The organism is Sphingomonas arenae (assembly GCF_016924655.1).
GTDB lineage: Bacteria > Pseudomonadota > Alphaproteobacteria > Sphingomonadales > Sphingomonadaceae > Sphingomicrobium > Sphingomicrobium arenae.
In genome coordinates, this window is sequence record NZ_JAFFJU010000002.1 from 744,519 (window position 1) to 758,475 (window position 13,957).

16 protein-coding genes are annotated in these 13,957 nt (G+C 67.3%); 7 read left to right on the forward strand and 9 right to left on the reverse strand.

Translation table 11 applies throughout. The annotated features are described in order from the left end of the window. The first annotated feature begins 32 nt into the window (after positions 1-32). Positions 33-407, forward strand: a complete 375-nt coding sequence (locus JT720_RS09820) for a hypothetical protein (RefSeq protein ID WP_205481087.1) — start codon at positions 33-35, stop codon at positions 405-407. Here the strand turns inward: JT720_RS09820 and rsmD are convergent. Next, positions 404-946 carry a 16S rRNA (guanine(966)-N(2))-methyltransferase RsmD gene (gene rsmD / locus JT720_RS09825; protein WP_205481088.1) on the reverse strand — a complete coding sequence of 181 codons (543 nt, stop codon included), beginning with the start codon at positions 944-946 and terminating at the stop codon, positions 404-406. The two genes, JT720_RS09820 and rsmD, sit on opposite strands and share 4 nt — an antisense overlap. Continuing rightward, positions 943-1,728, reverse strand: coding sequence for a pseudouridine synthase (locus tag JT720_RS09830; RefSeq protein WP_336511986.1), 786 nt, complete (start codon positions 1,726-1,728; stop codon positions 943-945). Before JT720_RS09830 ends, rsmD begins: the two co-directional genes overlap by 4 nt. 54 nt (positions 1,729-1,782) lie before the next feature. Here JT720_RS09830 and JT720_RS09835 point away from each other — a divergent pair, with 54 nt between their 5' ends. Continuing rightward, the gene (locus tag JT720_RS09835; protein WP_205481089.1) at positions 1,783-2,229 is read left to right on the forward strand and encodes a response regulator; all 447 of its coding nucleotides are present in this window, start codon (positions 1,783-1,785) and stop codon (positions 2,227-2,229) included. Here JT720_RS09835 and JT720_RS09840 read toward each other — a convergent pair. Beyond that, the gene (locus JT720_RS09840) at positions 2,226-3,368 is read right to left on the reverse strand and encodes an aromatic ring-hydroxylating oxygenase subunit alpha (RefSeq protein ID WP_205481090.1); all 1,143 of its coding nucleotides are present in this window, start codon (positions 3,366-3,368) and stop codon (positions 2,226-2,228) included. The genes JT720_RS09835 and JT720_RS09840 overlap by 4 nt on opposite strands. A 100-nt stretch (positions 3,369-3,468) precedes the next feature. On the opposite strand from JT720_RS09840, the gene JT720_RS09845 reads away from it, so the two are divergent. Next, positions 3,469-4,860 carry an AmpG family muropeptide MFS transporter gene (locus JT720_RS09845; protein WP_205481091.1) on the forward strand — a complete coding sequence of 464 codons (1,392 nt, stop codon included), beginning with the start codon at positions 3,469-3,471 and terminating at the stop codon, positions 4,858-4,860. On the opposite strand, the gene JT720_RS09850 is transcribed toward JT720_RS09845, so the two are convergent. From JT720_RS09850 to JT720_RS09865, 4 genes are read right to left on the reverse strand one after another with little or no spacing between them, the layout of a single operon-like run. Further along, the gene (locus JT720_RS09850; RefSeq protein ID WP_205481092.1) at positions 4,845-6,137 is read right to left on the reverse strand and encodes a bifunctional folylpolyglutamate synthase/dihydrofolate synthase; all 1,293 of its coding nucleotides are present in this window, start codon (positions 6,135-6,137) and stop codon (positions 4,845-4,847) included. The two genes, JT720_RS09845 and JT720_RS09850, sit on opposite strands and share 16 nt — an antisense overlap. Beyond that, positions 6,137-6,991, reverse strand: a complete 855-nt coding sequence (accD, locus tag JT720_RS09855; protein WP_205481093.1) for an acetyl-CoA carboxylase, carboxyltransferase subunit beta — start codon at positions 6,989-6,991, stop codon at positions 6,137-6,139. The genes JT720_RS09850 and accD overlap by 1 nt, the downstream gene beginning before the upstream one ends. A gap of 48 nt (positions 6,992-7,039) precedes the next feature. Further along, positions 7,040-7,711, reverse strand: coding sequence for an orotidine-5'-phosphate decarboxylase (pyrF, locus tag JT720_RS09860; protein WP_205481094.1), 672 nt, complete (start codon positions 7,709-7,711; stop codon positions 7,040-7,042). Next, entirely contained in the window at positions 7,708-8,001 is a 294-nt protein-coding gene (locus JT720_RS09865) for a LapA family protein (protein ID WP_205481095.1), read from the reverse strand. Before JT720_RS09865 ends, pyrF begins: the two co-directional genes overlap by 4 nt. A gap of 190 nt (positions 8,002-8,191) precedes the next feature. Between JT720_RS09865 and JT720_RS09870 the strand changes: the two genes are divergently transcribed. Beyond that, positions 8,192-9,487: a serine hydrolase domain-containing protein gene (locus JT720_RS09870; protein WP_205481096.1), complete on the forward strand. Its 1,296-nt coding sequence runs from the start codon at positions 8,192-8,194 to the stop codon at positions 9,485-9,487. Here the strand turns inward: JT720_RS09870 and JT720_RS09875 are convergent. Beyond that, the gene (locus tag JT720_RS09875) at positions 9,484-10,035 is read right to left on the reverse strand and encodes a L,D-transpeptidase family protein (RefSeq protein ID WP_205481097.1); all 552 of its coding nucleotides are present in this window, start codon (positions 10,033-10,035) and stop codon (positions 9,484-9,486) included. The genes JT720_RS09870 and JT720_RS09875 overlap by 4 nt on opposite strands. Positions 10,036-10,123: 88 nt before the next feature. Continuing rightward, positions 10,124-10,366 carry a glutaredoxin domain-containing protein gene (locus JT720_RS09880; RefSeq protein WP_237219812.1) on the reverse strand — a complete coding sequence of 81 codons (243 nt, stop codon included), beginning with the start codon at positions 10,364-10,366 and terminating at the stop codon, positions 10,124-10,126. 65 nt (positions 10,367-10,431) lie between these two features. On the opposite strand from JT720_RS09880, the gene JT720_RS09885 reads away from it, so the two are divergent. The 3 genes from JT720_RS09885 to JT720_RS09895 all read left to right on the forward strand — a co-directional run bounded on the left by JT720_RS09885 (position 10,432) and on the right by JT720_RS09895 (position 13,852). Next, the gene (locus tag JT720_RS09885) at positions 10,432-11,574 is read left to right on the forward strand and encodes a glycoside hydrolase family 43 protein (protein ID WP_205481098.1); all 1,143 of its coding nucleotides are present in this window, start codon (positions 10,432-10,434) and stop codon (positions 11,572-11,574) included. 62 nt (positions 11,575-11,636) lie between these two features. Beyond that, complete coding sequence (locus JT720_RS09890; protein ID WP_205481099.1) at positions 11,637-12,149, forward strand: hemerythrin domain-containing protein; 513 nt, start codon at positions 11,637-11,639, stop codon at positions 12,147-12,149. A 41-nt stretch (positions 12,150-12,190) separates the two neighbouring features. Beyond that, complete coding sequence (locus JT720_RS09895; RefSeq protein ID WP_205481100.1) at positions 12,191-13,852, forward strand: DEAD/DEAH box helicase; 1,662 nt, start codon at positions 12,191-12,193, stop codon at positions 13,850-13,852. Positions 13,853-13,957: the final 105 nt, after the last annotated feature.

Sequence of the window (13,957 nt, forward strand, 5' to 3'; positions counted from 1 at the left end):
ATCTGCCGTGCTATCGCAACAGGGAGCGCCCGATGAGCAAGAGCAAGAAAGCCAAGAAGGCCAGCCAGGACGAGCCCAAGCTCGAGCTGATCGCCGGCGGCAAGCAGGATTCAGGCAAGAAAGGGAAGAAGGGCAAGAAGGCCGACGGCGAGGGCAAGTCGGAGAAGCATCATGGTGGGCTCGACGGCCTGCTGAAGATCGCCGAGCACCCGCTGGTGGCGGACTTGATCGCGGTCGGTGCGCTCGCGGCCGTCGCGGCAATAGCCGAGGCCGGGAAGGACGATCCCGCCGCCGTGAAGTCCTCCAGGGCGGTCAAGTCCGCCGGCAAGGCGGCCGCTGCCGCCATCGGTGCCCGGCTGCTCAAGGAAGTGACGACCGGCAGCGCGAAGAAGAAGGGGGAGGCCTAGGCTCCGCGCCGCAACAGGGTCAGCCGCGCGCGGCCCGTGTCGCGCTCGGCCTCGAATTCGAAGGGGCCTGCCTCGACCGCCTCCCCACGCGCCGTCTCGATCGCCAGCCAGCCGCCGGGCGCCAGCCAGTCCGCCGCCGCGACGGCTCCGGCAACCGCGGTGCCCGATCCGGTTGCATAAGGCGGATCGGCAAGCACCAGGTCGAACTGCATGCCCCTGGGTAGTGCAGCCGCCGAGTGGGCTGCCAGCGTCACCCGTCCGCTCGCCCCCAGGCTGGCGGCATTCGCCTGGATCCCCCGCCGCGCGCCCTGTTCCGTCTCGACGAACGTCACGCTCGCCGCCCCGCGCGACAAGGCCTCGAAGCCGAGCGCCCCACTGCCGGCATACAGGTCCGCCACCCTCAGACCCTCGAAGCTGCCGATCCGGCTCACCAGCATGGAGAACAAGGTCTCACGCGTGCGGTCCGCCGTCGGCCGCGTCCCAAGCCCCGGCGGAGCAATCAGCTTGCGCCCACGCCAATCGCCGGCGATGATCCTCATTTCAGGGTGCGGCGGAACTGGAACAACTCTTCCCGGCCCACCTCGACCACGCGCCCGGGCTCCAGCCCCTCCACGGTCAGCGGGCCGTAGTGCGTTCGGATCAACCGCGACACCTGCAGCCCCAAATAGGCCAGCACGCGCCGGACCTCCCGGTTCTTACCTTCGGTCAGCGCCAGTTCGATCCAGCAGTTGCGCCCGGTCCGCCGCTCCAGGTTGGCATCGATCGAACCATAGCGAACACCTTCAATCGCCACGCCTTCGGCGAGGTCCTCCAGCTGCGCCTGGCTGATGTCCCCGAACGCCCGCGCACGATAGCGCCGCACCACGCCGGTCTTCGGCAGTTCCAGCTGCCGCTTCAGCTCGCCGTCGTTGGTCAGGAGCAGCAGCCCTTCCGTCATGAAGTCCAGCCGCCCGACGGGCATGACCCGCGGCAGCCCGGGCGGCAGCTTGTCATAGATGGTCGGTCGCCCCTTGGGATCGTTGGCGGCCGTAAGGCAGCTCGGCGGCTTGTAGAACCGCCACAACCGCGCGGGCTCCGGCTTGGCCACGGGCTGGCCGTCGACCGTCACGCCCTTGAGCGTCTCCAGCAGGGTCGCCGGAGTGGTCACCGTCTCGCCGTCCAGCGCGATCCGCCCGTCCGCAATCATTCGCTCGATGTCACGACGAGAGGCCACCCCGGCCCGGGCGAGCAGCTTGGCGATCCGCTGCGGTCCGCTCTCTCTGGCGACGGGCGGACCGCGCCGGGTCGGACCTCCCGCTTTTCGCGTCGGGCCCTTGGGCACGGACGGTCGGTTCGTTCGTTCCGGAGGCACAATCGATTTCCTTGAGGGTTCGGGATGCTGTTCGGCAAGCGGAAGGCGAAGGTCAAGCGTATCCTCATCGTCGAGGACGAGCCGCTTGTTGCGTTCGACAATGAGACGATGATCGGGGAGGCCGGCTACACGGTCGTGGCAACGGTCGATAGGGCGAGTGAGGCGCTCGCCATCCTCGACCGCGAGCTTCAGGTCCGCGACGACGATGAGGAACATGGCGTCGATCTTGTTCTGACCGACATCGCGCTGACCGGGGATCGCAACGGGGTGGACCTGGCCCGCGAGGCCTCGGCTCGAGGCGTCCCGGTCCTCTTCGCCACCGGCAATCCTCCCGACGGCGCCGACCGCGCGGCGCTCGGCCACTTGCTCAAGCCCTACAACGACCGGACGCTCAAGGCCGCGCTGAAGGCGGTCGACCGCCATCTCTCGGGCGAGAAGGTCAAGGCGCCCGACGGCCTGGTCCTCTACTAGGCGAGTGCCGCGTCCACCTTCGCATGGAACTCCGCAATGCCATGCTCCAGCGATCCGATCGTGATTTCCGGGACCAGTCCGGATGCCAGCCCCTGGTGGCAGAGAGCCGCGGCGCGGAAGTCCTCACCGCCGAAAGTCCCAGCGTCCAGTAGGTCCCAGCTCTTCTGCCAGTGCCGCTCGGCATCGGCCGAGGTCGGCGCCTCCGGGATCAGCATGATGTCCTCGACCAGCGTCCGGCCCGCTGATTGGGGATAACAGATCAGCAGGTTGATATAGTCCGGGCTGACCACGACCACCGTGTTGGGAAAGAGGTGATAGGTATAGGTCACCGCGCGGCGCAGCTCTCCCCAGTCGCTTCGGTCGATGTTGGCGAGGTAGTCCGCTCGTCCCACCACGGCGCGCTGGTGAAGTCCGATGGTGTCGGCGGCGGTGATGCCGTCGGCGAAGAAGGGCCCAATCGTCGCCGCGTGCAGCCGGGCGACGTGGTAGCTCTCCAGGAAGGCATCGATGACGAGCTTCCAGTTCGCTGCGACATCGTGCGTGTTGCGGCGGTAAAGGTGCAGCGCGGCCAGCCCGAACGCATCCATGTCGTCGACCAGCTGCTCGACCGCTACGAAATTGCCTTCCAACGACCGGCGGAACCAGATGAGGCCGCCGCTCTCGAACGCCGCAAACTCGCGCAGCCCGAAATCGCTCTTCTCCAGCCCCGGGAAGCACTCCGCCCGCGGCACTCCGGCCAGCGCGCCGTCGGACCGGTAGGCCCAGGCGTGATAGGGGCAGACGATGCGGTTGGCCGGCACCACGTCGCCACTCTCGATCAGGCGAGTCCCTCGATGACGGCAGACGTTGGCAAGCACGTGCGCCCGGCCTTCACCGTCACGGCTGACGATCAGCGGCACGCCATAGTCGTCATGCGCGATCGCCTGGTTGGGCTGCGGCAGCATGGCCGAGGGACCCAGCAGCAACGGAAGCCGCCCGAACAACCGTTCCTGTTCCTGCGCGAACCTGTCCTCGTCGAGGTACAGCCGCGCCGGTAGCGTCTTGATCCCAGCTCCCAGCGCCGCGTCACCCCGCGCCAGCCGCTCCGCGAGTGCCAGCTGACCAGGAGTGGGCCGGGACGATCGAACCGGTACGTCCATAGCCGCATCGTGCGCCTGCCGCGTCACGATGACAAGCCAGCCCCTGTTCAGGCGAAAAGAGGCTGCTAAGCAGGCACGTACGAGCGGGAGAGGGGAACGCATGGCGACGGCAAGCGAGGGCATCGGCGACCTGGGCTGGAGGCGAGCGCTGCCGGAGGGGGTACGTCCCTACACCGAAGCTGCGCCTCTCGGGGCGTTCTTCCTCGGCGTGTCGTCCGGCTTCCCTTACGCGATGATCGGCGCCACCCTGACGACCCGACTGGCGCAGGACGGTATCACCAAGTCTACCGTGACCACCTTCGCTCTCGCGTTCCTGGTGTACAACCTCAAGTTCCTTTGGGCCTGGATCGTCGATGGCGTCCGGCTGCCGGTCCTCGGGCGGCTTGGCCAACGCGTGTCGTGGCTGATCTTCTCGGGGTTGCTTGTGATGGCGGCCGTTGCCAACCTCGCCTTCCAGGACCCGAGCGCCAACATCTTTCAGACTGCTGTTGCGGCCATCCTGGTCGGAGTGGCCGGCGCAACCTACGACATCGTCATCGACGGCTACCGGATCGAAAGCCTTGAACCGCGGCAGCTCGGGGTCGGCAGCGGCATGAGCCAATACGGTTGGCGCATCGGCTCCGTGGCGGCTGGCGCCCTGGCGCTGGTGCTCGCGGCGCGAGTCGGCTGGCCGATCGCTTATTTCACCTGCGCGGCCTTCGCCCTTCCCGCCATGTTGACCGGTCTCCTCCTCGGTGAACCCAAGCGCCACCGCGAGCCGATCGAGCGCAAGGGCCTGGGACAGGCTCTATCCACCGTGATCGGCCCCTTCGTCGAGTTCTTCCAGCGGCAGGGGGCCTGGCTGGTCCTGCTGTTCATCCTGCTCCACAAGATCGGCGACACGCTCGGCCAGTTGGTCCTGCGCCTGCTGCTCGATGATATGGGCTACACCAACGACGAGATCGCCATCTACGACGTTGGTGCGGGCTTCTGGGCCTACCTCATCGGCATCTTCATCGGGGGCGTGCTCTACACCAAGATGGGCATGAAGCGCTCCGTTCTGCTGAGCCTCATCCTGATGGGCGTCTCGAACGCGAGCTTCGCGCTACTGGCTGCCACGGGCAAGTCGAACCTCGGGCTTGCCGCGGTCATCAGCTTCGAGAACATCGCAAGCGGGATCGGCGGCGTGGTCGTGATCGCTTACTTCTCTGCCCTCTGCAATTTGCGCTTCACCGCGTCTCAATATGCGCTGATCAGTGCGGCGGCGAGCGTGGTCGGCAGGGTGCTCACCGGCACCACCGCGGGCGCGATGGTGGAAGCGATTGGCTGGGTGAACTTCTACCTGATCACGACGGTGGTCGCACTCCCCGGGATCGTCCTGTTCTGGCTGATGATGCGCAGCGGCCTGGTCGATAGTTCGATCGGCTCGGCAGGCGTGGAAGGGGAAGGCGACGCCCGGGCGAGACATGCTGACGACGAACTCCCGGAACGGCCCCGTCAGACTGGCGCCTGATCGTTAAGGCGTAGGACCTCGCCCGCCAGATATAGCGAGCCTGCGATCAGCACGGGCACGTCCGCCGGCGCAGCGGCAACCGCTTCCTCCACCGAAGCGAACGCCCGCGCGTTCATCCCGGCTCCGTTGGCGATCCCGGCAAGTTCCTCCGGCGTGAAGCAATCATGGTCCGGCACCGGCACCGTCGAAACGCTCGTGGCAATCTCCAGGAACGGCTCCAGCAGACCCTTTGGGTCCTTGGTCGTCAGGCACCCGACCACAAGGTGCAGAGGCGTGCCGATCCGCTGTCGTGCGGTCTCCGCGAGGGCACGCGCGGCTGCGGCATTGTGCCCCCCGTCCAGCCAGACCTGCCGCTCCCCAATGAGCGGCCCTGGATGCAACCGCTGGAAACGCGCGGGCCATTCCGCCCAGCCCATCGCGGCTGACAGCGCGCTCTCCGATACGGGCAGCTGGTGCTGGTGGCGGAGCATGGCGACCGCGAGCGCGGCATTTTGCGCCTGGTGCCGGCCCGGCAGCAATGGCTGGGGTAGGGCCAAGCTCCCATGCACATCACGATAGCGCAGTCGCCCGCCAGCGGATTGCGCATCCCAGTCGCGACCGCGCGCGAGCCAGCGGGCACCCCGCTCCGCGGCCACCTGCGCGATGCGTTCGGACACGGGGCGCTGATAAGCCTGGGTGACAAGCGGCACGCCATCCTTGGCAATGCCCGCCTTCTCCGCACCGATCTGCGCCAGCGTCTTGCCCAGCCATTGCTGGTGATCGATGCCCAGGGCCGCGATCCCGCATACCAGCGGCCGGTCGATCACGTTGGTTGCGTCCAGCCGCCCACCCATGCCGACTTCCAGCACCACGGCATCGGCCGGCGTGCGCGCGAAGGCCAGGAACGCGGCTGCCGTGGTCACCTCGAAGAAGCTTGGCTCCAGCGCGCCGCTGGCATCCAGCACCTCCTCCAGCAGCGTCGCGAGCCGCTCGTCGCCGATCAGCGCGCCCGTCAGCCGGATCCGCTCGTTGAAGCGGACGAGATGTGGGCTGGTGAAAACATGAACGCGATACCCCGCCGCCTCCAGCGCCGCCCGCAGGAACGCGCAGGTCGAACCCTTTCCGTTGGTGCCTGCGACATGGAAGACCGGCGGCAACTCATCGTGCGGGCGCCCGAGCCGATCGAGCAAGGCGGTGATCCGCTCGAGGCCCAGTCGATCCCCGCCCGGCGACAATGCCGCCAGCCGGTCCAGCTGCTCCTGGACCCCGGGATGAAGAGACCGGGCCTTGTCCGCCATCAGGCGGCCTCTTTCTCCGGCGCCAGGTAGCCGATCAGCTTGGCGAGCGTGGCACGCAGGTCCGCGCGGTGGACGACCATGTCGATCATTCCGTGCTCCAGCAGATATTCCGCCCGCTGAAAGCCCTCCGGCAGCTTCTCCCGGATCGTCTGCTCGATCACCCGCTGCCCTGCGAAGCCGATCAGGGCACCGGGCTCCGCGATCTGAATGTCGCCCAGCATGGCATAGGACGCGGTCACCCCGCCGGTGGTCGGGTCGGTCAGCACCACGATATAGGGCAGCCCGGCCTCGCGGAGCTGCGCCAGGACCACGGTGCTGCGCGGCATCTGCATCAGGCTGAGGATGCCCTCCTGCATCCGCGCGCCGCCGGCCGCGGTGAAGATGATATAGGGCGCCTCAGCCTCGATCGCAGCGCGAACCCCGGCGACGAATGCGGTGCCGACTGCCACTCCCATCGACCCGCCCATGAAGGCGAAGTCCTGCACGCCCACCACCGCGGTGCGCCCCTCGATTGTGCCCCGCGCATTGATCAGCGCGTCCCGTTCCTCCGTGCTCGCACGTGCGGCCCTCAGGCGATCGACATACTTCTTGGTGTCGCGGAACTTGAGCGGGTCCTCCCGCGCATCCGGTTGAGCGAGCTTCACATAGTCGCCGCCGTCGAACAGCATGCCGAAGCGCTGGTGCGAGCGGATGCGGTCGTGGTGATCGCACCTCGGGCACACGCACAGATTGTCTTCCCATTCCTTGGTGAAGATCATCGTGTTGCACTTGCCGCACTTGTGCCAGAGGTTGTCGGCGACCTGCCTCTTCGGCAGGAACGGAATGCCATTGCGGACGCGGCTCAGCCAGCTCATCGGTCAGTCTCTATTGCGTTTCGCGGACGCGCCTAGCGCCGCCGGGCCTCAGAGGGAAGCCGCGATGTCCCGCGCCGCGGCTGAAGGGTCGGCTGCCCCGGTGATGGGACGCCCGATCACGAGGATGGACGCGCCCTGCGACAGCGCATCGCGCGGGGTCATTACCCTCTTCTGATCGCCCACTTCGCCGCCCGCCGGCCGGACACCCGGAACGACGAAGGTGCCTTCTGGCCATGCCGCACGCGCTGCCGCCACCTCTTGCCCGGAGCAGACGATCCCATCGCAACCTGCGGAGCGCGTGAGCGCCGCCAGCCGCGCGACCTGCTCTTCCGGTGTTCCGCCCACCCCTACCGCCTGCAGATCGGAAGCGTCGAGGCTGGTCAGCACCGTAACCGCTACCACCTTGGTCTCCGCTGGCGCTGCAGCCTTGGCCGCAGCCAGCATCGCGTGCCCGCCCGCTGCATGGACCGTCAGCACTGCCGGGCGCAGCGGACGCAGCGCCTCGATCGCCTTGGCGACCGTATTGGGAATGTCGTGCAGCTTCAGGTCCAGGAAGATCGGCAGTCCAGCAGACCCCAGTGCCTCCACCCCCGCCGGCCCGTTGGCGGCGAAGAACTCCAGCCCCAGCTTCAGTCCGCCGACGTGAGGCGCCACTGCCTCCGCCAACTGCCGCGCACGAGCGAGGTCCGGCGTATCGATTGCCACATAGGTCGGGTTCATCGGGCGAGTTCGTTCGGCTCGGACCCGACCGTCGCCGGTGTGTTGGCGGTCATGGGCGCCGGCTGCTCCAGAAGCATCAGCTTGCGCCGCAGCCGCCAGACCTTCGCCCGCAGGATCAGGAACACCGGCAGAAAGCCCAGGAGGAACGCCACCGCGATGAGCAGCGGCAGCTTGATGTCCGCCTGCAGGCTGCCCCACAGGTTCAGCGTGACGTCCGTCCAGTTGTTTCGGGCCATGATCGCGACGAACACGGCGATGACGACCCAGAACAGGGTTCGCAGGAACTGCATGGACCGGTTTCTTACGGCAGGCCGACCCACTTGGCCAGCCGAACGGGAGTCCACCGCTGCAACCAATCCGTTCGTCGCACGCTAACACCGGAGGTGTTGAGCCTCGTGACTCGCCACGGCACACCCGTGGGCGGGGAGGAGCAGACCACTGAAGAAGCTGAACTTATTGGGCGTGGGCGCGTGCCTGGCGATGGCGGGAGCCATTGCGAGCATCCGCGTGGTCGATCAGCCCGCCGCCGCCGCGACTCCCAATCCTGCGGCCGCACACCTGCATCTCGCCAAGGTCGCTCCTGCCGAGCGGCGTGCCATCGACTATGCCCGCCTCGACGTCCGCCTCAAGCGGATGGTCGCCAAGCCGAACATGGTCGGAATGGCCGTCGGGGTGATCGAGAATGGCCGCATCACTTTCCTGTCGGGCTATGGCGAGACCGTCGCCGGCTCAGGCGACCCGGTCACGCCCGAGACGGTTTTCCGATGGGCTTCCGTGTCCAAGGGCGTTGCTTCGACCATGGTCGCCAAGCTCGCTGAGCAGGGCAAGGTCGACCTCAATGCCCCCATTGCCAACTATGCCCCGGGCCTGAAGCTCCCCGCAGGCGCGGAATATCGCGCAACGGTCACCGACGTGCTCAGCCACCGGCTCGGCCTCTACCGCAACGCGCTCGATAACAAGCTCGAGGAAGGACTTCAGCCCGCGGCGCTCAGACAGGAGCTCTCGACCCTCAACCTCATCTGCCCGCCGGGCACCTGCTGGTCGTACCAGAATGTCGCTTACGACGCCTCGAGCGACATCGTCCGGCGCGCCACCCGCCAGTCCTACCAGGACGCCGTGAAGCACCAGTTGTTCGATCCGATCGGCATGACCTCCGCTTCCGTGACCCGAGAAGGCCTGGTCAGCGCACGCAGCTGGGCCCGGCCGCACAGCGTCGGCCGCCGTCCGCTCGAGGTACTCGAGCCCTACTATCTCGTGCCGGCCGCCGGCGGCGTGAACAGCAACATCAAGGACATGGCGCTGTGGATGATCGCCCAGGCCGGCGGAATGCCGGACGTGCTGAGCCCGCGCCTGCTCCAGACCATCCATGCTCCGCTGGTGAAGACGCCCGGCGAACGTGGACGGATGCGCAAGTTCCTGGAGCGGCTGGGCGACGCCTATTACGGTCTGGGCTGGCGGCAATATGACTATGCCGGGCACACGATCGTGGGCCATCGCGGCGGCGTGAACGGCTACCGTTCGCTCATCCTGTTCGACCCTGCGAAGAAGAGCGGCGTGGTCGCGCTTTGGAATAGCAACACCAGCCAGCCGGGCGGGCTGGAGTTCGAGGTCATGGACATGATCTACGGCCTCCCCTTCCGCGATTGGATGGAGCTGGACAGCAAGCCCGGCGCCCCGCGGGCAGTGCCGGTGGAGCCGGACGAGGCCGCCGAACCCGAAACACAGACCATTGCGTCGGCCAACGGCGGCGGGTCGGCGGGTCGCGGCGCTCGCTAGGCGCCGATCAGGACGGGCGTTCCCACCCGGGTCACGCCATAGAGCTTCTGCGCGAACTGCTTGGGCAGACGCACGCAGCCATGGCTCGCCGGTTCACCCGGATTGTGGCCTGCGTGAAGCGCGATCCCATATTGGTCCAGCCGCTGCATGAACGGCATCGGCGCATCGTCATACTTTCGGCTGCGGTGAAACACCTTCTTCTCCTGGATTGGGAAGATGCCGGTGGGGGTATCCTTGCCCGGCTTGCCGCTGGAGATGGTGGACACAGCCACCAGCTCGTCACCCCGATAAAGGTAGGCCAACTGATCGAACAGGCTGATGACCACGCGCGGCTCGCCGGAGGTCGGCGCGTCCTTGCGCCATAGATACTGGTTGGGCTTGAGCGCCTTCTCACCGAAGATGGCGATCATGTCGGCCCGGGCGATGTCGGCTGCCGACGCGGCCTCCATCTTCGCTTCGGGGGTCTCGATCGTACTGGCGGCAACGGCGGCCGGAAGGCCGAGGGCGAGCGTCGCCGATGCCGCCAGCGCGAAGGCTAGCTTCTTCATTTTCGCGACTCATTTTCTATTGACTAGTTGGACAAATTAACGGCCGGCCCCACGGCCCGGTTCCAACATGAGTCGCGAGCGGAACGGTTCAGGCGTGCGCAACCAGGAACTTGGCAAGGTCGTCCGATCCGCCGATCAGCGTCCCGTCGACCCAGATCAGCGGCGTGGTCGAGACCCCATGCTCGGCCTTGAACGCCTCCACTTCCTCGCGGCTGGACAGAATATGCTCCTCCACCTCGAAGTTCGCCTCTTCGAGCATTTGCTTCGCCCGGCGACCGTACGGGCATTCGTGGTCCGGCAGGATCATGCGGTAGAGGACGGCGCTGGGCATGGTAAGGCTCCTTCTGACAGTCACGCTTTGAGCGCTTGCGTGAAGCTAGGGTTCCGGGAGGGCGAATGAAGAGGTTTCATCGAACGGGTGCCCTGCTGGCCACGTTGCTGGCGTGTGGCGGAGCAGCGCAGACGCCAGCATCTCCGCCCTGCCCAGGCCCGACCGCAGCCGGCACTCCGCTTGCCCAGCTCGGCGCCAGGGGGCCGCAACTGCTGCTCGATGCCAACTTCCCCGATCCGTTCGTCGCGCAGTTCGGCAAGACCTTTCACGCTTATGCCACGGGCAACCAGGTCGGCGGCGCCCAGCGCAACGTCCAGCATATCGCCTCCACCGACCTCACTCGCTGGAGCGAGGCTGGCGAGGCCTTCCCCGCAGCCAACTTGCCGGCATGGGTCGACAGGCAGCATCCACAGGTCTGGGCGCCTGAAGTGATGAAGGTCGGACCCCGCTACGTGCTCTACTACAATGCCCGCCATGCCACGCTGACCCGGACAGAAGCCCCACCCGGCGGCCCGCAAGTCATGAAGCGCCACTGCGTCGGCGCCGCGGTCGCGGACCGCGCGGAGGGACCCTTCGTCGGCATCGACACGCCGCTTGTCTGCAGCGAGTTTCCGAACGGGGTCATCGACGCGTCCGTGTTCCGCGAGGGCGACCAGTTCACACTCACCTTCAAGGATGACAGCAACTGCTGCGCGGAAGGCTCCGCCATTTATGCGCAGGGCCTCAGCGCCGATGGCCTTGCCGCTGTGGGACCCGCCACCCGGCTGATCGCCAACAACGACTCGCCCGGCAAGGAAGACGATTGGGAGTGGCGGGTGGTGGAAGCGCCCACGGTGGCGCAGCGCCACGGAGCGACTTGGCTGTTCTACTCGGCCAACTTCTTCGGCAACAAGAATTACGCGGTCGCCTATCTCAAGTGCGCGAGCCCGCGTGGCCCTTGCGTTGATCGCACCGACAACCCGATCCTGTGGTCACACCGCGAAACCAAGCTGATCGGCCCTGGCCATCAGTCGATCCTCCCTGTCGCTGGCCGCGACCTCCTCTTCTTCCATGGCTGGAACGCCGACCCGGACGGGCGCGAGCAGCCGGGCGTTCACAAGCGCTGCCTCTACGTCGGCCGGCTCGAATGGCGGCCGATCGCCGGCATGCTCCGCGCGCGGGTCGCCGGCGGCAAGCCCTCGCGCGGGGACGGCGCCGACGTGCCCTGACGCTTTCGGCGGCGGAACAATCGGGCGGCACTTTGCGCTTTGTGCCGCAAAGGAGAGCGCCAATGTCCGACAAGACTGCACCCGATGCCGTGACCCTGCTCAAGGAAGATCACCGCCGCGTCGAGGAGCTGTTCAAGGAGTTCCAGAAGGCCAAGGGCGACGGCGCGAAGAAGCGCATCGCCGAGAAGATCTGCGCCGAGCTGATCGTCCACACCGAACTGGAAGAGAAGATCTTCTACCCCGCCTGCGAGGGCAAGGTGAAGGAGGACGACCTTCAGGAGGCCTACGTCGAGCATGACAGCGCCAAGGTGCTGGTCGCCGAGATCGCGAATGGCGGCCCGGACGACGACTTCTACGAGGCCAAGGTCAAGGTCCTGCAGGAGGAGATCGAGCATCACGTCAAGGAAGAGGAAGGTTGGCTGAACGGCATCTTCTCCCAGGCCAGGCGCCACGGCGTGGACATGGATGCGCTCGGCCTGGAGCTCGCCGAGCGGCAGAAGCAGCTGTTCGCCCAGATCAAGGAGAAGGGCCTGCCCAAGGTGAAGCTTTCCACCATGGAAACCGCCAGGGTCTAAACGGCCTGTTCCCCGCGCCCGGTTGCGAGTAGGGGCCGAGCATGCCCCATGATCATCTCCCCTCTGCGCTGTCGCAGGCCCTTGCCGCGCGCGGTTACGACACGCTCACCGAAGTCCAGACCAGGGCTTCCGCGCCGGAGGCTACCGGCCGCGACCTGATCGTCTCCGCTCGGACCGGCTCGGGCAAGACCGTCGCCTTCGGCCTCGCCATGGCCGGCGAGCTGCTCGAGGACGACAAACTGCCCTTCGCCCGCACTCCGTTCGGCCTCGTCATCGCGCCGACCCGGGAACTTGCCCTCCAGGTCTCTACCGAGCTGGAATGGCTCTATGCCGAGGCGGGCGGCCGGATCGTCACCTGCGTCGGCGGAATGGACCCGATCAAGGAACGGCGCGCCCTGCACGGCGGCGCGCACATCGTCGTCGGCACGCCCGGTCGCCTGCGCGACCATCTCGAACGCGGCGCCCTTGACCTCTCGACCCTCCGCGTGGCCGTTTTGGACGAGGCGGACGAGATGCTCGACATGGGCTTCCGCGAGGAACTCGAGGAAATCCTCGACGCCACCCCGGACGAACGCCGCACCCTGCTGTTCTCGGCGACCATGCCGCGACCCATCGTGGCGCTCGCAAAACGTTACCAGAAGGATGCGCTGCGGATCGAAACGCTCGGCAGCGAGCCCGGGCACGGCGACATCGCTTACCAGGCCGTCGCGGTCAGCCCGACCGATATCGAGCATGCCGTTGTCAATCTCCTCCGCTTCCACGAGGCAGAGACGGCAATCCTGTTCTGCGCCACCCGGGAAGCCGTGCGCCGGCTCCACGGCAGCCTGTCGGAACGCGGTTTCGAAGCCGTAGCGCTGTCGGGCGAGCACAGCCAGTCCGACCGTAACCGCGCCCTCCAGGCCCTGCGCGACGGTCGTGCCCGGGTGCTGGTCGCCACCGACGTCGCCGCCCGCGGCATCGACCTGCCTTCCGTCACGCTCGTCATCCACGTCGAGCTTCCCCGCGATGCCGAAGCCCTGCAGCACCGCTCCGGCCGCACCGGCCGCGCGGGCCGGAAGGGCACCGCCATCCTCATCGTCCCCAACATGCGGCGGCGGCGCGTGGACTCCATGCTGCGCGGCGCCCGCATTCCCGTCGAGTGGATCGACGCGCCGACCCCCGAGGACATCCGCAGCCGAGATCGGGAGCGCCTGCTGGAGCGGCTGCGCGCACCCGTTGAGGCGGACGAGGACGATCAGGCTCTTGCCGCCCAGCTTCTTGCCGAGCTCGGGCCGGGCGGCGTCGCCGCGGCCCTGGTCAAGACGCTGAGCTCGGACCTCCCCGCGCCCGAGGACATCATCGGCGCTGGCGACAGGCCGGACGAGTCGGGCCCTCGTGCCGGCTTCGAAGGCTCTAGCTGGTTCAAGATCAACGCCGGCCGCAAGCACGGCGCCGACCCGCGCTGGCTGCTTCCGCTGATCTGCCGCATCGGCCACGTCAGCCGGAACGACATCGGCGCGATCCGCATGGCCGCGATGGAAAGCTATTTCGAAGTGTCGCAGCGGGCGGTCCAGAACTTCGTCCGCGCCCTCCGCAAGAGCTCCGCGACGATGGCGCAGGACGGCATCCTGGTGGAACCCTCCACCTCGCCCGCCGAGCACATCGCCGCCGGCGGGGGCCCGCCGAAGCCGCGCCGCAAGTTCGGGCCGCGCGCTCGCCGGTAAGCTTTGGCTTAACCCTCTGCACGCTTCGTCACCTGCCTCAGCTCGACTCACCGATAACCAGCGGCCCAGCTGTTTACCTAAACGAACCGTTGCGACGGGTTCAGC